This window comes from Pseudomonadota bacterium (genome assembly GCA_037200975.1).
GTDB lineage: Bacteria > Pseudomonadota > Gammaproteobacteria > Steroidobacterales > Steroidobacteraceae > CADEED01.
In genome coordinates, this window is the sequence record JBBCGI010000001.1 from 3,827,004 (window position 1) to 3,848,302 (window position 21,299).

Annotated in this window: 16 protein-coding genes; 15 read left to right on the forward strand and 1 reads right to left on the reverse strand. The window is 67.0% G+C overall.

The genetic code is table 11. The annotated features are described in order from the left end of the window. The first annotated feature begins 1 nt into the window (after nucleotide 1). The 12 genes from WDO72_17210 to WDO72_17265 are packed head-to-tail and all read left to right on the forward strand — an operon-like array spanning nucleotide 2 to nucleotide 16,361. Entirely contained in the window at nucleotides 2-1,147 is a 1,146-nt protein-coding gene (locus tag WDO72_17210) for a hypothetical protein (GenBank protein MEJ0087415.1), read from the forward strand. 4 nt (nucleotides 1,148-1,151) lie between these two features. Continuing rightward, entirely contained in the window at nucleotides 1,152-2,918 is a 1,767-nt protein-coding gene (locus WDO72_17215; protein MEJ0087416.1) for a Wzz/FepE/Etk N-terminal domain-containing protein, read from the forward strand. Between the two features lie 7 nt (nucleotides 2,919-2,925). Next, nucleotides 2,926-3,789, forward strand: coding sequence for a CpsD/CapB family tyrosine-protein kinase (locus tag WDO72_17220; GenBank protein ID MEJ0087417.1), 864 nt, complete (start codon nucleotides 2,926-2,928; stop codon nucleotides 3,787-3,789). 8 nt (nucleotides 3,790-3,797) lie between these two features. Beyond that, nucleotides 3,798-4,667, forward strand: a complete 870-nt coding sequence (locus WDO72_17225) for an AAA family ATPase (protein ID MEJ0087418.1) — start codon at nucleotides 3,798-3,800, stop codon at nucleotides 4,665-4,667. Nucleotide 4,668: 1 nt separating this feature from the next. Then, the gene (locus WDO72_17230) at nucleotides 4,669-6,102 is read left to right on the forward strand and encodes an MBL fold metallo-hydrolase (GenBank protein MEJ0087419.1); all 1,434 of its coding nucleotides are present in this window, start codon (nucleotides 4,669-4,671) and stop codon (nucleotides 6,100-6,102) included. After that, on the forward strand, nucleotides 6,071-7,309 hold the full coding sequence (locus WDO72_17235; protein ID MEJ0087420.1) for a glycosyltransferase: 1,239 nt from the start codon (nucleotides 6,071-6,073) through the stop codon (nucleotides 7,307-7,309). The genes WDO72_17230 and WDO72_17235 overlap by 32 nt, the downstream gene beginning before the upstream one ends. A gap of 44 nt (nucleotides 7,310-7,353) precedes the next feature. Continuing rightward, nucleotides 7,354-8,832 carry a hypothetical protein gene (locus WDO72_17240; protein ID MEJ0087421.1) on the forward strand — a complete coding sequence of 493 codons (1,479 nt, stop codon included), beginning with the start codon at nucleotides 7,354-7,356 and terminating at the stop codon, nucleotides 8,830-8,832. After that, on the forward strand, nucleotides 8,829-9,818 hold the full coding sequence (locus tag WDO72_17245; GenBank protein ID MEJ0087422.1) for a Gfo/Idh/MocA family oxidoreductase: 990 nt from the start codon (nucleotides 8,829-8,831) through the stop codon (nucleotides 9,816-9,818). The genes WDO72_17240 and WDO72_17245 overlap by 4 nt, the downstream gene beginning before the upstream one ends. Next, entirely contained in the window at nucleotides 9,811-10,941 is a 1,131-nt protein-coding gene (locus WDO72_17250; GenBank protein ID MEJ0087423.1) for an NAD-dependent epimerase/dehydratase family protein, read from the forward strand. The genes WDO72_17245 and WDO72_17250 overlap by 8 nt, the downstream gene beginning before the upstream one ends. Before the next feature lie 55 nt (nucleotides 10,942-10,996). Next, nucleotides 10,997-12,907 (forward strand): asparagine synthase (glutamine-hydrolyzing), encoded by a 1,911-nt coding sequence (gene asnB / locus WDO72_17255; protein ID MEJ0087424.1) that lies wholly within the window; start codon nucleotides 10,997-10,999, stop codon nucleotides 12,905-12,907. Further along, the gene (locus WDO72_17260) at nucleotides 12,904-13,986 is read left to right on the forward strand and encodes a glycosyltransferase (protein MEJ0087425.1); all 1,083 of its coding nucleotides are present in this window, start codon (nucleotides 12,904-12,906) and stop codon (nucleotides 13,984-13,986) included. Before asnB ends, WDO72_17260 begins: the two co-directional genes overlap by 4 nt. Beyond that, entirely contained in the window at nucleotides 13,983-16,361 is a 2,379-nt protein-coding gene (locus WDO72_17265; protein MEJ0087426.1) for a glycosyltransferase, read from the forward strand. Before WDO72_17260 ends, WDO72_17265 begins: the two co-directional genes overlap by 4 nt. Here the strand turns inward: WDO72_17265 and xrtD are convergent. Then, nucleotides 16,346-17,929 (reverse strand): VPLPA-CTERM-specific exosortase XrtD, encoded by a 1,584-nt coding sequence (gene xrtD / locus WDO72_17270; GenBank protein MEJ0087427.1) that lies wholly within the window; start codon nucleotides 17,927-17,929, stop codon nucleotides 16,346-16,348. The two genes, WDO72_17265 and xrtD, sit on opposite strands and share 16 nt — an antisense overlap. 135 nt (nucleotides 17,930-18,064) lie before the next feature. Between xrtD and WDO72_17275 the strand changes: the two genes are divergently transcribed. Genes WDO72_17275 through WDO72_17285 form a run of 3 tightly spaced genes read left to right on the forward strand, consistent with a single transcriptional unit; the run spans nucleotide 18,065 to nucleotide 21,181 of the window. Next, complete coding sequence (locus WDO72_17275; GenBank protein MEJ0087428.1) at nucleotides 18,065-18,640, forward strand: putative colanic acid biosynthesis acetyltransferase; 576 nt, start codon at nucleotides 18,065-18,067, stop codon at nucleotides 18,638-18,640. After that, the gene (locus WDO72_17280; protein MEJ0087429.1) at nucleotides 18,637-19,464 is read left to right on the forward strand and encodes a glycosyltransferase family 2 protein; all 828 of its coding nucleotides are present in this window, start codon (nucleotides 18,637-18,639) and stop codon (nucleotides 19,462-19,464) included. The genes WDO72_17275 and WDO72_17280 overlap by 4 nt, the downstream gene beginning before the upstream one ends. A gap of 58 nt (nucleotides 19,465-19,522) precedes the next feature. Then, nucleotides 19,523-21,181: an MraY family glycosyltransferase gene (locus WDO72_17285; GenBank protein MEJ0087430.1), complete on the forward strand. Its 1,659-nt coding sequence runs from the start codon at nucleotides 19,523-19,525 to the stop codon at nucleotides 21,179-21,181. Nucleotides 21,182-21,299: the final 118 nt, after the last annotated feature.

The window sequence follows — 21,299 nt, forward strand, 5'->3', positions numbered from 1 at the left end:
AATGGCAAGGGCCGCTGCAAAAGTTGTGTTCGCGGGCGGATTCGGCCTGTGCTGTCTGCCGTCGTTTGCGGCCGAGTGGGCCGTGGCCCCGTTGTTCACCTTCGACGCCGATCACCAGAGCAACCGCACCTTCCGCGCAATCGGGCAATCGAGCGAGTCGCTGTCGGCAGGTGTCGATCTCGGTGTCGTGCGCCGCACCGAGACCAGCGAATTCAGCCTGCTGCCTCACTACTACGCGCAAAGGTTTTCAGGGGATTCCATTCCCGATATCGACGATCAGCGGCTGATGGCCGCGCTGCGCCTGGATCTCGAACGTGGACAACTCTATTTCGACGCGGAGTATGCCGACGAGAGCACGCTCACGACCGAGCTCGCCGAGACCGGCCTGATCCGCGCCGACGCTTCGCGCACCACGCGCGGCACCAGCGCTGCGTGGACGTTCGCGCATTCCGATTCGCGCGAGTTCAGCGCGTCGGCCAGCTTTCAGGATGTGAGCTATTCCGGTGGCTTCGCCACGCAGTTGAATGGCTACCGCTACGCTGCCGTTTCCGCCAACGAGAGATTCATGTTCTCGCCGCGTTGGGCGCTCACCCTGGGCACTTTCGTCTCGAATTTCGACAGCCCGACGCGCGGCAGTCGCAGCGGTGAACGGGGAATATCGCTGGGCTTCACGTTTGCCTGGACAGAACGGCTCAACATGGCCGGCACGCTCGGCGGCAGCCGGCGGGACATCGACGGCATGCAAAGCAACGGAACCACGGGCGATTTCAGCCTGCAGTACCGCGGCGAGACGCGCACGGTCGATTTCACCGCCGCGCATTCGCTGGTGCCCTTCGGAACCGGCGTGCTGACCGAACGCAACACCGCCGAACTGTCGTTGCGTCAGGATTTCAATTCGCGTCTGTCCGCCACCGCACGGGTGGGTTTCTCGCGCAACGAAGACGCCGGTTTCGGCATCACGTTCGACAGCCGCACCTACCGTTTCGCGGACAGCGAATTGCGCTGGCAGATCAACGAGACCTGGTCGACCGCCATCGCCGGCGGTTACGCCGATGCGACGGTTCTGGGTGCGCCGGAGACGTTCGGCGGCTGGAGTGTGGCGCTGCGCAGCTACTGGTCGCCGGCACGCCGCGTGTTCGGACACTGATCCCATGAATGCCGCCGCACCACCCGTCACTCCGGACCTGCGCGACGTATTCAGGGCGCTGGTACGCCGGCGCCTTCCGGCGTCCATCTGCCTTGCGACCGGGTTGGTCGTGGCCATGCTGCTGGCGTTGTTGTTGCCCGCGCGTTATCAATCCACGGCCACGATTCTCATCGAACAGCAGGAGCTGCCCGCAGACCTGGTGCGCTCGACGGTGACCTCGTTCGCCGACCAGCGCATCCAGGTGATCAGCCAGCGCGTGATGACCACCGAGACGCTGCTCAAGCTCATCAACAAGTTCAACCTGTACGCCAAGGATCGTGCCAGCGAGACCCGCGAAGAACTCATCTCGCGCATGCGCTCGGACATCGATTTCCACATGATCAGCGCGGATGTCATCGATCCGCGCAGCGGACGGCCGACGGCGGCCACGATCGCATTCGCGGTGTCGTACACCAGCCGCGAACCGGAGCTCGCGGTGCGCGTCGCCAACGATCTCACGAGCCTGTACCTCAACGAAAATCTCTCGCAACGCGCACGGCTCGCAGAAGACGCGTCGGCGTTCCTGCGCGAGGAGGGCGATCGCATCAACACGCGCATCACGGTGCTCGAAACGGATCTGGCGAAATTCAAGGAAGAGAATGCAGATACGTTGCCGGAACTCGCGCAGTTCAATCTCGAGTTGCTCGATCGCACCGAGCAGCAGATCCGCACGCTCGAGGCGCAACAGTCCTCGCTCGATCAGCAGCGCGTGTTCCTCGAGGCCCAGCTGGCCCAGCTCAAGCCGAACTCGGCCGTGTACTCCGAGACCGGCGAGCGCATTCTGAGCGCCAACGACCGGCTGAAGACGCTGCGTTCGCAGCTCGCCAGCGCGCAGGCGCTGTACGCGCCCGACCATCCGGACATCGCGCGCCTGCGGCGCGAGATCGCCGGGCTCGAGCAGAGCAATCCGGTCGCCGAAGACTACAACGACATCACGCGCCGTCTCGAAGAGACGCGCGCTGCGCAGGCCGCCGCGAGCAACCGCTACGGTCCGGAACACCCGGATCGCGTGCGGCTCGATCGCGAGGTCGCGGCGCTCGAGGCGAAACTCGCCGCGACCGCACCCGCGGCGGCTCCCGGCGCCGAGTTCAGGCCGGTGAGCGGCGACAATCCTGCCTTCGTGCAGATCCAGGCGCAGTTGTCCGCCAACATCAACGACCGGCGCTCGCTGAATGCGCAGATCGGCCAGATGCGCAAGGAGATCCTCGAGTACCGGCGCAAGATTTCGGTGTCGCCGCAGATCGAGAAACAGTATCGCGAGATGTCGCGCGACTACGACAACGCGCGCGCCAAGTACCAGGACGTCCGCGCCAAGCAGATGGAAGCGCAGACCGCGCAGAACCTCGAGACCGATCGCAAGGGCGAGCGCTTCACGTTGATCGAGCCGCCGATGATGCCGGAGAAGCCGGTGAGCCCGAATCGCGGCGCGCTGCTGGTGCTCGGCATCGCACTGAGCTCGCTGCTGGCGGCGGGCTTGGTCTTTGCCCTCGAAAGATTCGATTCGACCGTGCGCGGCCGCAAGGACCTGCTGCAGCTGTTAGGCGTCGCGCCGCTGGCCATCGTGCCGCGCATCGTCACAGCGGCCGGGCGCGGCGCGGCCAGGCGCCGCTTCCGCTACACCACGGCCGCCGCCGCCGTGCTGAGCTGTGCGCTGGCGCTCACGTCGCTGCACGTCTTCTTGCGGCCGCTCGATTCCCTGTGGTTCGCAGTGATCCGCAAACTCGGAATCTAGGAGCTCCATGGAACGCATCGAACGAGCGCTCGAAGTCGCCCGCCTGCATCGTCGCCGGCAGGGCGACGCGGCGCCCGCCTCCGTAGCGGTGCCGGCATCCGTGGCGGTGCCGGCCAGTGGCATCGCGGCGCCGTCGTTCAGCGAGGCGCTGGCGGAAGAACATGCCACGTTGCGTCTGGACGATGCGCCCGCCGTGGAGCTGCCGGCGCGCGAAGTGCTGCGCGAACGCTACGTCGTGTTCCCGGACGATGCGGGGCTCGCGACCGCCGCGTACAAGATGCTTCGCGCCCAGGTGCTGCAGCGTACGCGCCAGCATGGAATGCGCACCATCGGGATCGTCAGTCCGGCCAGCGGCGAGGGCAAGACGCTGACCGCGATCAACCTGGCACTGAGCCTCGCGGCCGACCCTAACCAGTCCGTGATCCTGGTCGATCTCGACCTGCGCAAGCCGTCGGTAGCCGCCACGCTCGGGCTCGACGCCGAACGTGGGCTGGAAAGTTATTTCGCAGGCGTCGACCCGGTGGAAAAAGTCTGGCGGCGGTTCGCATCCGTGGAACGGCTGGTGGTCGTGCCGACCCTGGCGCCGGTGTCCAACAGCTCGGAGATCCTGGCCGGGCCCGCCGCCGGGGAACTCGTGCGGACGCTGCGCGGCGTGAGCTCGGATCCGCTCGTGCTCGTCGACCTGCCCCCCGCGCTGCTTTCGGATGACGTGCTCACGATCGCGCCGCTGCTCGACGGAATCGTGCTGGTGGTGACCGCCGAACAAACCCGGCGCGAAGATCTGCAGCGCGTGTTCGAGTTGCTGCGGAGCACGCCCGTCATCGGCACCGTGCTCAACTCCTCGGCGGAAGCCGAGGCGCGCGCGTACTGAGGCCGCCCATGTACGAGACTTTCTTCGGCTTGCGTGAGAAGCCGTTCGCACTGGCGCCCGACCCGGAATTCCTATTTCTCGGCCGCCATCATCGGCGCGCGATGATCCTGCTCGATTACACGCTGAGCAGCGGAACCGGCTTCGCGCTCGTGACAGGCCGGGTCGGCTGCGGCAAGACCACGGTCATACGCAGCGTGCTGGCGCGCGCGTCGCAGGAGTTCACCGTCGGATTGATCTCCAACACCCACAGTGGGTTCGGCAACCTGCTTCCCTGGGTGGCGCGCGCCATCGGCATGAAAGACATCGCGCCGTCCGAGAGTGAGCTGTACGAGAAGTTCGTGGATTTCCTGATCGCGGAGTACGCCGCGGGACGGCGCGTCGTGCTGGTCATCGACGAAGCGCAGAACCTCGGCGCCGCAGGGCTCGAGCAGTTGCGGGTGTTGTCGAACGTCAACACGGGCAAGGACCTGCTGCTGCAGACCATCCTGATAGGCCAGCCCGAGTTGCGGGCGACTCTCGCCCAGCCGCAGCTGCGCCAATTCGCGCAGCGCATCGCGATCGAATACCACATGGAGGCGCTGTCGCGCGAAGAAACACATGCCTACGTGCGCCATCGGCTCGGCGTGGCGGGCGGCAATCCCGCGCTGTTTGCCGCGGAGGCCGTCGAACTGGTGCATGCACGCACCGGCGGCGTACCGCGGCTGATCAACCAGGTGTGCGACACGGCGCTGGTGTATGCCTTCGGCGAGCAGCGCTCGCCGGTCGATGCCGGCATCGTGGCAGATGTTCTCGATGACCGCAGCGCCGGTGGATTGCTGGCGCTGGGCGAGCCGGTCCCGCGCGAGTCCGACGCACTCGCATTCGGCGTGGAGCACTGAGATGAAATTCACGGTGCTGAGCCACGCGGGTTTGCTGGTCGAACACCGCGGCACGCGGATCGTTTCCGATCCCTGGCTGCTCGGTTCATGTTATTGGCGCAGCTGGTGGAACTACCCCGAACCTCCGCCGGGCATTGCCGATTCCCTCGAGGTCGACTACATCTACCTCACGCACCTGCATTGGGACCACTTCCACGGACCGTCGCTGCGCAAGCTGCTGGCGCGCAACCCGTTCGTGAAAGTGCTCGTGCCCAAGGTGCCGACCCGCCGCATGCTCGAAGATCTGGCCTACCTGGGTTTCGAAGACGTGCGCGAAATCCCGCACGGCGCGACGGTTCAGCTCGGCGAGGACTTCACGCTTTCTTCCTTTCAGTTCGGAGCCGCGGTGGACAGCGCGATGGTGCTCGCGGGCGGCGGCCGCGTATTGCTCAACGCGAACGACTGCAAACATTTCGGCCTGCCGCTGCGCCAGATCACGAACCGCTTTCCGCGCTTCGATTTCGTGTTCCGCAGCCACTCGAGCGCGTCGCCGATTCCCTACTGCGTCGACGGTTACACGGAGGCGTTTCCCAACCTGCGCTCGCCACGCGACTACATCGAGGAATTCTCGCGTTTCGCGCTGCACGTGCGCGCGCGCCATGCGGTGCCGTTCGCGAGCAATCATTGTTTCCTTCATCGCGACACCTACGCGTTCAACGCCACGGCCGTATCGCCCGAGGATGTGCGTGCCTACTACACGCAGCTGGCGCGCAGTTCCGGCAGCGACAGCGAGTGCGTCGTGATGACCCCGGGCAGCAGCTGGAGCGACGAGTCGGGTTTCGACGTCGTGCCATTCGACTACGCCGGGCGCAGCGCGCACATCGAAGCGTTGCGCGACAAACATGCCGGTACGCTGGCCGCGCAGTACGACCTCGAAGCCGCGGCGCGCGTCGATCACGACAGCGCCGATCGGTATTTCGCCGGCTTCCTGCGCGCATTGCCCACGCTGCTGCGGCCGCGCTGGCGCCTGACATTCCGGGTCAGCGACGCGGCGGGCGCGCACTGCTGGGTGCTCGATTTCGCCACCGCGACCGTGCGGCGCGCCGACCAGCCCGATCCCGGCGGGCCGGTGATCGACGTTCCCGTGACCGTGTTCAACGACTGCGTATGCGTGCGGATGTTCTCGGCGTGGACCGCTTCCAAGCGGCTGCGGATACGCCTGCGCTCGCCGGCCGAACTCGCCGTGGCGAACGGCGTATTTTCGCTGCTCGATTTCTACGAGCTCGACATGATGCCGTTGCGGCGCAACTTTTCCTTGCGATCGCTCGGCGTCCGCGCGCGCCGCTGGCGCGACGCCGTGGAGGCGGTGGTGCTGCTCACCCGCCACCGCCTGCTCGGCAAACCCTTTGACGTCGCGTCCCTCTATGAGCTGCCCGCAGCCGACCCAGGGCGTTGAAGCGCCACAGCCGGTTCAACGCCGGCGCATCCTGCACGTCGTCCCGACTTACTACCCGGCGGTCCGATACGGCGGCCCGATCCGTTCGGTGCACGGGCTGGCGAGCGCGCTCGCGCGCCGCGGCCACGACGTCCACGTATTCACGACCAACATGGACGGCGACGAAAATCTCGACGTGCCCCTGGACCGGCCGGTGGTGCGCGACGGCGTCAACGTGCACTATTTTCCGGTCCCCGCGCTGCGCCGCCTTGCCTGGTCGCCTGCCATGGGCCGCGCCCTGCGCGAGTCGGCCGCGGACTTCGACGTCATGCATCTGCACGCGGTGTTCGTGTGGCCCTTGCAGGCCGCGGCGCGAGCGGCGCGGCGTGCCCGCGTTCCCTATCTACTGGCGCCACGCGGCATGCTGGTGCGCGACGTGATACGCGGACGGAGCCGCTGGATCAAGAGCGCGTGGATCGAACTGTTCGAGCGCCGCACGCTGGCGCGCGCGGCCGGTTTACATGCCACCGCGGAGATCGAGATCGAGGACGTGCGCTCGCTCGGGCTCAAATTCGCGGCGGCGTACTGCGTGCCGAATGGCGTCGAGTGGCCGCGCGCACATCCTTCGCTCGGCTCGGGGCCTTACGCCGGCATCACACGGCAGTACGCGCTGTTCCTGAGCCGCATCAGCTGGAAGAAGGGCCTCGACCGGCTCATACGCGCCTGGAAACACGTGCCGTACCTGCCGCTGGTGATCGGTGGCAATGACTACGAGGGGCTGATCCCGGAACTCACCGAACTCGCACGCCGCGAAGGCGTGCAGGATCGTGTCGTGTTCCTCGGACCGGTGAGCGATCTCGACAAGTGGGCGCTGTACGAGAACGCGCAGCTCTTCGTGTTGCCGTCGTATTCGGAGAACTTCGGCAATGTGGTGGCCGAGGCCATGGCAATGCGTTGCCCTGTCATCGTGACGCGCGCGGTAGGCGTCGCGCCATTGGTGGAGCAGTACGGGGCGGGGCTGGTATGCGGGGATACACCCGTCGACATCGCTGCCGCGGTGAATCGCATCGCCTCCGACGGGCCGCTGCGCCGTGAGTGCGGTGCGCGCGGCCGTGCTGCCGTCGAGGCCGTGCTGTCCTGGGACGCCATCGCCGCGCAGATGGAGCAGGTCTACGAAGAAATTGCCGTGCCCAAACTACTGCCATTGACTGCGGTGGCCCCCTCATGACGGCGTCAGGCACAGGGCGCAGGCGGGTATTTCTCTGGGGCGCCGTGTTCGGCTACAGCGGCCTGGTTTTCACGCTGGTGCGCAACGTGCTGCTGGTGCCGCTGTACCTGCAGCACATCGACCTCGGCGAGTACGGCGCATGGCTTGCCACCGGCGGTGCGCTGGTGCAGTTGCTGGTCACAGATTTCGGACTCTCCGGCGTGATCACGCAGCGGGTCGCGATGCGCGCGGGCAGCGCGGATCTGGCGGCGATGCGGGCGCTGATCAGCGCGGGACTTGCCAATGCCATCGTGCTCGGGCTGGCGCTCGCGGCGGCCAGCAGTCTGGTCGCGGCATGGCTCCCGGCCACGCAGGGCTTGCGGCCGGAACAAGTCACGCGGGTGCTCGATTGTTATTTGATTGCGGTGGCGGCCAATGCCTGCGGTGTCTTCTCGATGGCGGCGCTGGCCGCACTGCGCGGCGCGCAGCGTCCGGCCGCGGCGGGCAGTGTGACCATGGTCGCCGATGTAGCCAGCGTGATCGTGACGCTCGTGTGCCTCTACGCCGGGCTCGACCTGTACGCGATCGCCTACGGGCTGCTGGCGCGCTCGGGCATCGCCGCGGTCGGGGCCGTCGCCTCGCTCGCGAGCATCTTTCGCCACGCCAAGGACGACTGGCGGCCGCGCTGGCGCGAGTCGCTCGATATGTGGCGCGATTCGGCGCGTTTCTTCGTCACTTCCATCGCCATGAGACTGCAAAGCCAGGCGAACATACTTTTTGTCGGCAGCGTGCTCGGACCACAAGTCGCGGCGGTTTATGGGCTCACCGTGCGCGCGCATGAAACGGTGCTCATCGTCGTGGCGCAACTCAACTCCGCTTTCGGGCCGGTGCTCGCGCACCTGGCCGGTACTGGAAACCTGGATCGCCTGAATTCGGTCATTCGCAGCCTGTTGCCGCTCGTGGCGGCACTTGCGGCGGTCGGCGCAGTCAGCGTTGCCGTGCTCAATCACTCGTTCGTTTCGTTGTGGGTGGGATCTCACGCGTATGGCGGAGCGACGCTCACGATCCTGATGGCGGTGGCGATGTGGGTGACTTCGCTGGCGTACGTCGGTTACGAGGCATTGCTGGCACGCGGCGAGTTTTCCTTCATCGCGCGCATATTCGCGATCGGCAGCGTGCTGCATGTCGTGATGCTGGTCGCGGCTCTGAGCTGGCTGGGAGCGTGGGGTGCGCCGCTTGCCCTGGTGGTTTCTTCTTTGTGCTGGGGAAGTCTTGCGTGGGGCAAGGTTGCGGCGGATGCGCGCCCGGTGGCCAGCCTGCGCGGCGCTCTTGGCGAAGTCGCCCTCATCGGCGCCGTAGCCTGCATCGCCGCCGCGGCACTCCTCAATCTGCTGCCGCTGGCCACTTCGTGGGCGGCGCTCGCGGCAGAGGGCGTGTTGTGCGCAGTCGCGGTCGCCGCAGTGTTGCTGGTGGTGCACCCGGCGCTGCAGCGTACGTTGCGCTCCGAGATCGTCACCACGTTGCGCGCGTTGCGTGCCGCATGACGCGCTCGATCGGAATCGTCGGCGCCGGCGACATCGTGCGCAAATTGCACCTGCCCGTGCTGCAGTGTCTCGACGACGTACGCATCGCGTGGCTGTACGACGCAGCGCCGCTGCGCGCCCGCGCGGTCGGCGACGCCTACGGCGTACGCGTCACAGAGGCCGAAGGTCCGCGGGAGCTTCCCGCCTGCGATGTGGTGCTGCTCGCGGTGCCCGCGCCGGCGCGCGGCGCGTACCTGCAGGAATTCGCGCGCCGCGAAACCGCGGTTTTTTGCGAGAAGCCATTTGCGCTCTCGCTTGAAGAGCACCGCAATTACCTGGAATGGTTCGCGCCCCACCGGCTCGGCTGCGGATACATGCGGCGCTTCTACCGCTCGACTCGGATCGTCGATCACTTGCTGAAGCAGGGTTGGCTCGGCGATCTGCGCGCGATCCGCATCGCCGAAGGCGCGCGCTCGCGCGGCAGCGGCAGCGGACATTCTTTCCTCGACGATCCGCGCTTCGCCGCGGCGGGCGGGGTGCTCATGGATCTCGGTACGCACACCCTCGATCTCGCGCTGCAGTTCGCCGGCGATGGCGACAGCCGGGTCGAACATGCCGAGATCACGTTCGACGGCAAGGTGGATCGCCACGCGCAGGCATCCGCGCGGATCGGTGCCACTTCCACGCAGCTCGACTACGCCGTGAGCTGGCTGGCGCCGCAGTCCAATCGCCTCCAACTCGACTTCGCCCACGCGAGCGTCTGGATGGGCATCGCGCCCGATGCGTGCGTCTTCCTCGGGGATGCCGCGCGACCGCGCGAGGCGCTCGAACTCGGCGCGTCCGTCGAGGGCGCCACGACTATGAACCAGGCTTTTGCGCTCGAATGGCGTGAATTTCTGGCCGGACTCGACAGCGGCAGCGAGTCGCGCGTCTCGGCCCGCTCCGCGCTCGCGACCACCGGACTGGCGCAGATGATCAGGGACACGGGTATCCGCGCCCATGAATAGGATCGCCGTCATCGGGGCAAACGGCCAGGTCGGCGCGGAGCTGTGCCTGCTGCTAGCGCGCGAGCCCGATGTCGCGCTGGTGCCGGTGTGCCGCACGCGCAGCGGATCGGCATTCCTGCGTGCGCACGGCATCGCCGTTCGTCACGGCAGCTGCGCGGATGCAGCGCAGGCGCGTGCCTTGCTGGGCGACTGCCAGGTGATCGTGAATTCGGCGTTGGCGAGCGGCACGCCGCGACAGATCCGCGCCACCGAGGACGCCATCATCGAAAACGCGCTCGCGGCATCCGCGCCCGGCGCGCGCGTCATCCACTTCAGCACGCAGTCGGTGTACGGCGATGCGAATCCCGGCCGTCGGGTCCGCTGGCTGAGTCCGTACGGGCGCGCCAAGCTCGGCACCGAGCGCAGCGGCGTGCGCCGCGCGCGCCGCCTCGGCAAGGAGCTGTACATCCTGCGGCTCGGCCATGTCGGCGGTGCGTTGCAGGGAATTTCGGAGCAGATGCGCAGCGCGCTTGCGACGGGCGAGGTGTTGCTGCCCGCGGGCGATACACCTTCGAATCTGGTGTACACGGTGACCCTTCTCGAGGCGATCCGCCTGATCGCGTCCGCGCGCGTCGCGCCGGGCATCTACGATCTCATGAGCCACCCGCAGCTCGGCTGGCGCGCGGTGCACGAAGCGGAAGGTGCGATCGCAGGCCTGCCGTCGTTCGTGCCGCGCATCGTCCCGCAGCCGGCACAGGTAGATCCGCTGCGCGCGATGTTACGGCGCGGTGCCCGCCTGGTGAGCAGCGCTGCGCTGCGCAATGCACTCGCCAAACTACTGTCCCATGCGCCGCCGCGATTCAACGCGCGGGCGCATGCGTGGTGGCACCGTGCGCGGGCGCGCGCCGAAATCGCCGCTCTCGCCCGTGCTGAACGGCCCGCCGAACATCTGTCGTGGATCGCCAATGGATCGCGGTTCATCGGCGGCCTGTCACCAACGCTCGAGCTGCTGGCCGGCGCACCCTACCGGGACCTGTTGCGGACCGGGCGCGAGCCGTGGCCGGAGGATCTGCCGCCGGCTTTTGCCCAGGTGCCCGCCGCCGCGCCCGATCGCGACCCCGTGACGTTGACGCGGACGGCCTGAACAAAATCGACACATGCGGGCGCTAGACTGCCGCGCTGCCTCGGGAACTGGATATATGTGCGGAATCGCCGGATTGTTCGACAGCCAGGGTCTTGCGGCGGATGCGGATCGCATGCAGGCCGCGCTCGAGCTCATGCGCCGCCGCGGACCGGACAGCGCCGGAACCTGGCAGGACGATCGCGTCCTGTTCGGGCACCGGCGTCTCGCCATCGTCGATCTGTCGCCGGCCGGGCATCAACCGATGATCTCGGCCGAAGGGCGATATGTGATCACCTTCAACGGCGAGATATACAACCATGCCGAATTGCGCAACGAGCTCGCGCCGGTGGGTGGCTGGCGCGGATCCTCGGACACTGAAACGCTGCTCGCGGCCTACCAGGCCTGGGGTCCGGAATGCCTCGCGCGACTCAACGGCATGTTTGCGTTTGCGATCTGGGACCGCGTGGAGAAACGCCTGTTCGTGGCGCGCGACCGTCTCGGTGTCAAACCACTCTATTACGCCGAACGCGGCTCCCTGATCGCCTTTGCCTCGCGACCCGGCGCGCTGCGTGCCCTCGATGAGCGGCTGCATTCGCCGATGGACGGCAATGCCTTGCGTGTGTATCTCGAGCTCGGCTACATCCCCGCGCCGCTCGCGTTGCACGAAGGCGTGCGCAAACTGCCGCCAGCTCACTATCTACTGGCCGACGAGCGCGGCGTGCGCGTGGTGCGCTATTGGGATTTTCGCCACCTCGTTCCCGACCCGTCGTGGAGCGCGCGGTCCGAGGACGATCTGCTCGATGAGCTCGACCAGCTCGTCAAACGCGCCGTGCGCCTGCGGCTCATGAGCGACGTGCCGCTCGGCGCATTCCTCTCCGGCGGCGTTGACAGTGCGCTGATCGCGGCCTGCATGTGCGGGGAAGGGAATGCGCCACCGCGCGCCTTCACCATCGGCTTCGCCGAAAGCGACTACGACGAGAGTGAATCGTCGGCGCGCATCGCCCGGCATCTGCGAATCGAGCAGACGACCGAGACGCTGAGTGTCACGAGCCTGTTGTCGCTGCTGCCGCAATTCGTCGAGGAATACGACGAGCCGTTTGCGGACAGCTCGGCCTTTCCGACGCTGGCGCTAGCGCGGCTTGCCGGGCGGCACGTCAAGGTCGCGCTGAGCGGTGACGGCGGCGACGAGGCCTTCGGCGGCTACCATTACTATGGGTTGCTCGAGCGCCTGCGTTCCGCCGATGACTGGCGCCCCGACACGCGCCGCTTCTTCGGTCGCGCGATGGGGCGGCTGCCCAATCATCGCTTCAAGCTGCTGGCCGGCGCGCTGCAGCCGGAAACCGCAGTCGAGCAGTTTCACTTCCTGCGTGGCATAGGCAAGGACTTCGGCCCGGTGCTCGATGAGCAAGTGCTCGCAGTCGCGACGGATTCGCGTCAGCTGTTCGCGCAATTCGCGGCGTCCCTCGCGGTGGATCTGCGCCGTGCGGAAATCGGCATGCGGCTCGACACCGGGTTCCTGCTGCCCAATCTCTACCTGCAGAAAGTCGATGTCGCGAGCATGGCGTACTCGGTCGAAGCGCGCTGTCCGTTCACGGATTACCAGCTGGTCGAGTGGGCGATGCGCCTGCCGCTCAAGTACAAGCTGCGGCGGGCCACGACCAAGTACCTGCTCAAGAAGCTCCTGGCGCGATACCTGCCGGCGGAGCTGGTGTACACGCCGAAGAAGGGCTTCGGCGTGCCGGTGGCAGCCTGGTTGCGCGGACCGCTCAAATCCTGGGCGCAGGAGCTGTTCAACGACACGTCCACCATGAACCGCCTGCCGCTCGATCGGCCGAAGTTGCTGGAGCTGCTGCGACTGCATTGCAGCGGCGCTCGCGACGCGCATCCTCTGCTCTGGGCCGCGCTGATGCTGGTGAGTCATGTGGCGCGGCACGAGCGCGGCATGACGCTGCCCGACGTGCCGGTGACCGCGGAGCGCGCGGCGTGAGCAGTATCGTCAGGCTGCCGGCGCCCGTGCCGGTACCCGCCGCGCTCTCGCCGGCGCCGCGTGTGCTGGTGATTGGCAGCCAGTACTTCGACGACACGATGGAATGGCACACGGTCGACGCCGCGCGCGCGCTCGGTTGCACGGTGGACTTTTTCGCCGCCAGCGGTTTCGGCGGGTCGCGCGGCCCTTGGCAGAAGGCCGTGCAGAAATGCGGCAACCTGCTGCTGCGCGAGCCGGAGCGGCGCATCGAGCGACGCCTCGCGCGCGTCGTGGAGCAATTCGCGCCGCAGGTGATCCTGGTGCTGCTGGGCAACCAGCTGTCACCCAAAACCGTTGCGCTGCTGCGCACCCGTACGCGCGCACCGATCGTCTGCTGGTGCCAGGACCAGATGACGACGATCGGCCGCCAATATCTGCTCGGCGCCGGTTACGACGCGGTCTTCGTCAAGGACCGTTACCTGCAGGAGCAGTTCGGGCGCATGTTGCGTGCGACGCAGTTTCACTATCTACCCGAAGCGTGCAATCCACGCGTGCACCGCACGCTCGCGTCCAGTACCGACGAGCAGGCCCGATACCGCTGCGAAGTGATGATCGCCGGCACGGTCTACTACTACCGGCAGGAGATCCTGCGCGCGCTCGGCGAATTCGACCTGCGCGTCTATGGCAACAAGCCGGGATGGCTGGTCGATCGGCTGCCGCCCGGTGTGTTTCGCGGCGAGGTGCGCGGCGACGAGAAGGTGCACGCGGCACGCGCTGCCACCGTGGCGCTCAACACTTTGCACTACGCCGAGGTCGATGGCCTCAATTGCCGCGCCTTCGAGCTCGCCGGAATCGGCGCGTTCCAGATCGTGGATTTCAAGCCGGTACTCGCCGAACATTTCCGTCCCGGCGAGGAAATAGAAACCTTCCGCACGCCGGACGAACTGGTCGCCAAGATTCGCCACTACGTCAGGAATCCGGACAAGGCGCGGGCGATTGCGGCTGCCGGTCAGCGCCGCGCGCATCGCGAACACACCTATGAAGCGCGGCTGCGCACGGTTCTCGATGTCGCGCTCGGCGCCCGGCAGGCTGAAAGATGAGCCGGCGCCGCGTCCTGCTGCTGCTCTCGGAGGTTTTTGCGCACGGCGGTATCCAGCGCTTCAATCGCACGCTGCTCGCGGCCTGCGAGCAGCTGGGCATCGACTGCGACGTCTACACGCTCGCCGACAACGAGGCGGCGCGCGCGCGCTGGTACCGCGCGGACGGGCCGCTGCGCATCCGCACCTTTGCGCGCCACAAACCCATGTTTGCCGCGGCCGCGGTGCGCGCCATCGCAACGGGCACATACGATGAGGTGATCATCGGCCACGTGCATTTTCTCGAGCTTGCGGTGAGCGCGCGGCTGTTCCGTCGCCGGCGGCCGCGCATGTTGCTGGTGGCGCACGGCGTCGAAGTGTGGGATCGCATCCGTGGCACGCGGCGCCGCCACCTGGCAGGCGTCGACCGCATCCTCTGCGTGAGCGACTACACCGCCGGCTCGATCCGTTCGCAGGCACCGGAGATTCCGGCGGAGCGCTTCGCGATTTTCCCCAATGCGCTGGCGGATCTGTGGGTGGATAAGATGGGCCGGCTCGGCGCGGACGAGGCCGCGCGCACACGGGCGCCATTCATCCTTTCGGTTGCGCGGCTTTCGCGCCATGACCGGCTGAAGGGCATCATCACGACGCTCGAGGCCTTCTCGCAGCTGGCCGACCGATCGTTGCGTTACGTGATCGCCGGCGACGGCGACGATCGCGAATTTCTGCGCCGCATCGCCAGCAGGCTCGGTGTTGCCGACCGGGTCGATTTTCCGGGCGCGGTCAGCGATCAGGAGCTCGTCGCGTTGTACCGGGAGTGCCGCGCGTTCGTGCTGCCGAGCGGCCAGGAAGGTTTTGGAATCGTGTTCCTCGAGGCGATGTTCTTCGGCGCACCGGTGGTGGCGGCGCGCGAGAAGGGCGCCATCGACGTGGTGCGCGACGGCGAAACCGGAATGCTCGTGGCTTATGGCGACGTCACGGCGCTGGCGGCGGCCATCACGCGCGTACTCACCGACCACGATCTTGCCGCGCGGCTGCGCACCGCGGCCAGCGCCAACGTGACCGCAGACGGTTGTTTCACCGCAACGGCGTTCGCGCGCCGATTGGGCGGGCTGCTCGAAGAGCAGCATGCGCCGCGCAAGCTCGTGTTCGTCAACCGCTACTTTCATCCCGACGAGTCCGCCACCAGCCGCATGGTCTCGGACCTGGCGTGCCGGCTGAAACGCGCCGGCCAACAGGTCGCGGTCGTCACGTCACGGCAGCTCTACGACGATCCGGCGGCGCTGCTGCCGGAGCACGCTGAAGTCGACGGGGTCATCGTCCATCGCGTGAACACCGCGCGCCGCGGCCGCGGCACGCTCGCCGGCCGGGCGCTCGACTACCTCAGCTTTTACATCGGCGCCTGGTGGCGGTTGCGCAAGATCCTGAATGCCGGCGATGTCGTCATCGCAAAGACCGACCCGCCGTTGCTGTCGTTGCCGGTGGCATTGGCTGCGCGGGCTCGCGGCGCGATCCTCGTCAACTGGTTGCAGGACGTGTTTCCGGAAGTGGCGCAGGAGCTCGGCATCGCCGTGCGTCCGGCGTTCCTGGCGCGCGTGTTGCTGCGCCTGCGCGATGCGAGCCTGCGGCGCGCGGCCTGCAACGTCGCGATCGGCGCGCGCATGGCGGAACGGCTCGCGGCGCGCGGCATTCCGGCCAGCACGATCCGCGTGATTCCCAACTGGGCGGACACCGCCGAAATCGCGCCCCAGCCCACGATCGGCAATCCGATTCGCGTCACGCTCGGACTCGACGACCGGTTTGTCGTCGGTTATTCGGGCAACCTCGGCCGCGCGCACGAATTCGAGACGTTCCTCGGCGCGGCGCTGCTGCTACGCGAGTCGTCCGCGTTCGTTTTTCTCGTCACGGGCGGAGGTGCGCTGCTGCCTGCGCTGCGGCAGGCGGTCGCCGCCGCCGGTCTCGACAATTTCCGGTTCCAGCCGCATCAGCCCGCGGAGCGGCTCGCCGCCAGCATGGCGGCCGCCGACGTGCACCTGGTGAGCCTGCTGCCCGCGCTCGAGGGGCTGATCGTGCCGAGCAAGTATTACGGCATCCTGGCCGCAGGCCGGCCGGCTATCTTCATCGGCGACGGCGATGGCGAGCTGGCGCGCGAGATTCGCGCGGCGGACACCGGTGTAGTGGTCGCTCCGGGCGACAGCGAGACGCTGGCGCGCGAGCTGCGCCGATTACACTCCGATCCCGAACTACTCGCGCGGCTCGGGGCAAATGCGCGCGCACAGGCCGTCGACCGCCACGGCAGCCAGCGCGCGCTCAAGTCGTGGCTGGCGCTGTTGGCGACTTTGCCGGAACAGACGGAGAGCGGCGAGCCGCTGCTGGCGCGCGCTCAGTCGGGAACGTAGCGCCGCAATTCCGGCATGGCCTGCGCCGCGAACCGCGCCACCGACTGGTCCGCCTGCCGTTCGTCGAAGGTCTCGCTGAGCGGAATGGAGAGGCGCACGAGGGCGCCGTCGGTGCGCTGCCGCGTCAGTGCGTCCCAGAATATGAACCACTTCACCAGGTACTCGTTGGTGAGCTGCCGGCCGCGCTGTTCAAACCAGTAGTAGACCACCTGGCGCCGGCCATTGAGCTCGATCAGCGCCCGGTTGACGGCCAGCTGCCCGGCCGCGCCGGCCTCGAGTTTCGTCTGCTCGAGGGAACGGATGATCCATCCGCCGCCGGGCAGGCAGGCACGTGGCGAATGCACCGAGCGCCCGGCGCGCTGCGAGTTGTACCAGGCGACATAGAAATTGAGCGGGTGCCCATTGCCGTCCTGGTAGTTTGCGAATAGATAGTCGTCGAGCAGCAGCGCGTCCTGATAGACGCTGTCGAGCGAGCCGCGCTCTCCACGCCAGGCACCCAGGTGCGTCGGGAATTCGACCAGCGTGAGCCTGGGTGGCACGCTTTCGAGGCGCGCCGGCATGACGAAGGCCGCGAGCGCCGCGACGCCGAGCAACGCGACGGCGCCGATGAACGGCGTCGGCAGCGGCTGGCGTTCGGGTCCGGCGGACGCCGGACTCGCCTCCGGCGGCTGTGCGAAGGCATCGCGCAGGTCGATGCGCGGTTTCGATGTGCGCACCAGCAGCCACGCGACGCCGACCAGTGCCGCGGTGCTGAACATGAAGACCACCCAGCCTTCGAAATCGTGCAGCAGCCCCTCGGCCATCTTCGGTCCCCAGTACTCCACCGTGATGCCGATGGCGCCGATGCGCAGGCTGTTCATGAGGATGGCGATGGGGACGCTGGACGCGAACAGCAGGACGCGTTTCCACAGCGGCGCGCGGAACAGGTGTGCCATGACGAATGCGAGCGTCATCAAGGGAAACAGGTAACGCAGGCCGTCGCAGGCTTCGGCCACCTGCAGTTGCATCGTGCCAAGGTCGATGACATTGCCTTCGAGAAACACGCTGATGCCGGCCAGGCGGATGAAGGCCACGCCGAGCCACGACGACCACAGCTGCATCTGCAGCGACAACGAATTGCCGAAGAAGGCCGGCAGCGGAACCATGAAGACGAGGATCGCCAGCGGCATCCACAATTTGCGAAAGACCTTGCCGCCGGTCAGCGACAGGACCGCGCCGTACAGCGCCAGCAGGAAGCCGTACTGCACCAGCCAGTAGATAGTCGAAAGCTCGCCGAGCAGCCACAGCAGCACACCCGAGCCGATCAGCCACAGGCCATGCCATGAGCCGGTGAACGGCAGGTCGCGCAGTTCCTCGCGGCGCCGCCAGACGAGATACAGCGACAGGAACGGGATCAGCACGCCGTGGCTGTACTCTGGCTGCAGGTTCCAGATGTCGACGAACTGCGAAAGCGCTTCACGGTACGGCAGGACCGTGAGCAACGCAGCAACCGCAATGAGCAGGTAGGCCAGAGGCGAGAAGCGCAGACGCAGCATCTTCTTGTAGTTCGGTGCGGAAGGAGTCGGCATCCTGCAGGATGCGTAAGACGATCCGGTTACAAACTTCGCCGGCCCGTCAGGACCTGTCATGCAATCGCAAGAAAGGCGTGGAACGCTGACGCGCCGGGGCGGCGCATGTGGCCCGGGGAATTTTTAAAGAAAGTAATGAACAGCCCAGTTCCGCCCTTCGTACTCGACAGCGCCGGCAATCGCGCGGCGCGCAAGTATTCGCGTGGCGAACAGCTGCGGCGCGTCATGTGGGCGGCGGGAATCTGGCTGTTGCGCCTGAGTCCGCGGCCTTGTTTCGGCTGGCGCCGCGGCGTGTTGCGGCTGTTCGGGGCGCGGGTCGGCGCCGAGGCCCATGTGTATCCGGGCACTTACATCGCGATGCCGTGGAACCTCGAGCTTGGCGACTGGGCTGCCATCGGGGATCAGGCCTATATCTACTGCCTCGGCCGTGTACGCATCGGCGCGCACTGCACCGTGTCGTATCGCGCGCACTTGTGCGCGGGTACGCACGACTTCAACGATCCGAAACTGCCGCTGCTGAAGCCGCCGATCGAATTGATGGCCGGCGCGTGGATCGGTACCGAGGCGTTCATCGGCCCCGGCGTGACCGTGGGGGCGGGCGCCCTGGTCGGCGCACGCGCGGTGGTCGTCGGCGACGTGGCGGAGTGCGCGATCGTCGCCGGCAACCCGGCCCGCGTCATCGGCACGCGCCCGTTGGAAACGCGCGGATGAGCATCTCGGTCCTGGTCCTCACGCTCAACGAAGAAGCGAATCTCGCCGGCTGTCTCGAATCGGTGCGCTGGTGCGACGACGTCGTGATCGTCGATTCGCTCAGTGTCGACTCCACCGCCGACATCGCCGCGCAATACGGCGCGCGAGTAGTCGGGCGTGCCTTCGACGACTATGCGAAGCAGCGCAATTTCGCGCTGCACGAGGTCGCCTACCGGCACTCCTGGGTGTTGATGCTCGACGCGGATGAGCGCGTGCCGGTGGAGCTGCAGCGCGAGATGCTCGCCGCGACGGCCGCCGCGCCCGAAAACCTCGCGATGTTTCGCATGCGCCGCAAGGATCATTTGTTCGGCCGCTGGATTCGCGGCAGCAGCGGATATCCGACCTGGTTCGGCCGGCTGGTGCGGCCCGGAAAAGTGCGCGTCGAGCGCGCCATCAATGAGGAATATCACGCCGACGGCGCGGTGCAAGAGCTCGAATCGCACCTGCATCATTTTCCTTTCAACAAGGGTTTCGCAGCCTGGATCGAAAAGCACGATCGTTATTCGACCATGGAGGCGAAGCTGCGTATCGCGGGCGGCACGGGCGGGCGAGCCGCGGAGCTGTTCTCCGGGGATTCCGTCCAGCGGCGCCGCGCGCTCAAGGCGACGCTGTACCGCATGCCCGGCCGGCCGCTGCTGGTATTCGTTGCGCTGTATTTTTTTCGCGGCGGAATCATCGAGGGCCGCGCCGGCCTGACGTTCAGCCTGCTGCGCGCCTGGTACGAATACATGATCGATTGCAAGTACTTCGAATTGCAGCGGCGCGCGCGCGGGCTGCCGGTGTAAGACGCGTCATCACAATGTCGTAACGAGCGGGTTACCTTGCCGCGCGCCTCGCGGAAGCGTGGTTCAAGAGGATTCGCTGGTGCCGGTGTTCCTGCAATTCATATTCGCGTTGTTGCTGGCGGCGGCTTGTATTCCGCCGCTGGTGCGGCTCGCGCCGCGCCTCGGCCTCACCGACCGGCCGGGGCCGCGCAAGGTGCATCTCACGCCGATCCCGCGCGTGGGCGGTGTCGCCATGGCGGTCGGCATCCTCGTGCCGGTGTTGATTACCCAGCCGCTCGAAGGTCCGTTGACCGGATTCCTCGCGGGTGCGATCACCTTGGTCGCCTTCGGCGTTTGGGACGATCGCGTCTCGCTCGACTATCGCGCGAAGTTCGTCGGCCAGATTCTCGCCGTCGTGCTCTGCATGTGGCTGGGAGAGGTGCGCATCGAGAGCGTGACCATCACCGAGCGGCTGGCGCTGCCGCACTGGGTCGGCACTGCGCTCACGTTCCTGTTCCTGGTCGGCGTGACCAACGCGGTCAACCTTTCCGACGGGCTCGATGGACTGGCGGGCGGCATGTCGCTGCTGTGCCTGTGCGCCGTCGCATTGCTGGCCTCCGTCAGCGGCAACATGCTGGTGGTGACGATCGCGCTCATCGAGTGCGGCGCCATCCTCGGCTTCCTGCGCTTCAATACGCATCCGGCGCAGGTTTTCATGGGCGACAGCGGCAGCCAGCTGCTCGGATATTCGATCGGCGTGCTGGCGATTCTCGCCACCCAGGGTGAGACCACGTCCGTGAGCGCCGGCCTGCCGCTGCTGTTGTTAGGTCTGCCGATCCTCGATACCGCGGCTGTCATGTGGAATCGCGTGCGCAGCGGTCGCTCGCCTTTCTCGAGCGACCGCAATCATCTGCATCACCGGCTGCTCGGGCTGGGGTTCGCACATGCCGAGGCGGTGACGCTGGTGTACCTGCTGCAAGTAGTGCTGTTCCTGGTGGCGTATTTCCTGCGCTTCGAGTCGGATGTCGTCATCTTCGGTGTGTTCGTACTGTTTGCGATCACGGCGCTGTCGGCGCTGCACTGGGCGAGCGTCACCGCCTGGCGCGCACACTCGGGCCGTGCGCTGCCGCTGGTCAGCGCGCTGATCGCGCGCCTGCGGCGGGTGCGCTCCGCCATGCTCGATGCGCTGACGATCTGGATCATGGGGCTCGGCATCGTGGTATACGCGGCCACGGCCATCGCCGCCGCGGGCAGAATCAGCATGGATCTCGGCATCCTGTGCGCCGCCTTGCTGGTGGCGCTGGCATTCGGCGCGCGCCGCCGGCTCGATTCCGCCCCCTGGATCGAACGCGTGCTCGCGTATGTCGCGGTGGTGCTGCTGGTCTATCTCGATCAGACCTCGCCGCTGGCCGCCAACGGCTGGCACACCTTGAGCTGGGCGGTGGTGGGCGCGATCGGTGCCGCCGCCTTGCTGCGATTCGCATTCGCCAGGCAGCAGGGGTTCGAGATCACATCGCTCGACATGCTGGTGGTGTTCGTCGCCGTGGTCGTGCCGCTGCTGCCGGGGCCGGTCCAGCTGCCGGCCGCGCTCACCGGCGGAATCGCCAAAACCGTCGTGCTGCTCTACGCGGTCGAACTACTTCTGGGTGTCGAGCTGCGGCGACCTCTGCCGCGCACCGTTCTCGCGCTGACCTTCGCGGCCGTGGCGCTGCGCGGCTTTGCCGCAATCGCAATGTAGGTACGGTGTCACACGTTGGTCACGACCCGTTTATAGAGTCGCCCGACCAATAATAGTCGGGGATTTTCACAGATGATCCATGGTTGCCTGAGGCGCCTCGGCTTCGCTTGCGCTGTCG

Bases quoted from the DNA above. Each gene is read 5' to 3' on its own strand.
- WDO72_17210 (MEJ0087415.1), top strand. From the start codon at position 2: ATGGCAAGGGCCGCTGCAAAAGTTGTGTTCGCGGGCGGATTCGGCCTG.
- WDO72_17215 (MEJ0087416.1), top strand. From the start codon at position 1,152: ATGAATGCCGCCGCACCACCCGTCACTCCGGACCTGCGCGACGTATTC.
- WDO72_17220 (MEJ0087417.1), top strand. From the start codon at position 2,926: ATGGAACGCATCGAACGAGCGCTCGAAGTCGCCCGCCTGCATCGTCGC.
- WDO72_17225 (MEJ0087418.1), top strand. From the start codon at position 3,798: ATGTACGAGACTTTCTTCGGCTTGCGTGAGAAGCCGTTCGCACTGGCG.
- WDO72_17230 (MEJ0087419.1), top strand. From the start codon at position 4,669: ATGAAATTCACGGTGCTGAGCCACGCGGGTTTGCTGGTCGAACACCGC.
- WDO72_17235 (MEJ0087420.1), top strand. From the start codon at position 6,071: ATGAGCTGCCCGCAGCCGACCCAGGGCGTTGAAGCGCCACAGCCGGTT.
- WDO72_17245 (MEJ0087422.1), top strand. From the start codon at position 8,829: ATGACGCGCTCGATCGGAATCGTCGGCGCCGGCGACATCGTGCGCAAA.
- WDO72_17250 (MEJ0087423.1), top strand. From the start codon at position 9,811: ATGAATAGGATCGCCGTCATCGGGGCAAACGGCCAGGTCGGCGCGGAG.
- asnB (MEJ0087424.1), top strand. From the start codon at position 10,997: ATGTGCGGAATCGCCGGATTGTTCGACAGCCAGGGTCTTGCGGCGGAT.
- WDO72_17265 (MEJ0087426.1), top strand. From the start codon at position 13,983: ATGAGCCGGCGCCGCGTCCTGCTGCTGCTCTCGGAGGTTTTTGCGCAC.
- xrtD (MEJ0087427.1), bottom strand. From the start codon at position 17,929: ATGCCGACTCCTTCCGCACCGAACTACAAGAAGATGCTGCGTCTGCGC.
- WDO72_17275 (MEJ0087428.1), top strand. From the start codon at position 18,065: ATGAACAGCCCAGTTCCGCCCTTCGTACTCGACAGCGCCGGCAATCGC.
- WDO72_17280 (MEJ0087429.1), top strand. From the start codon at position 18,637: ATGAGCATCTCGGTCCTGGTCCTCACGCTCAACGAAGAAGCGAATCTC.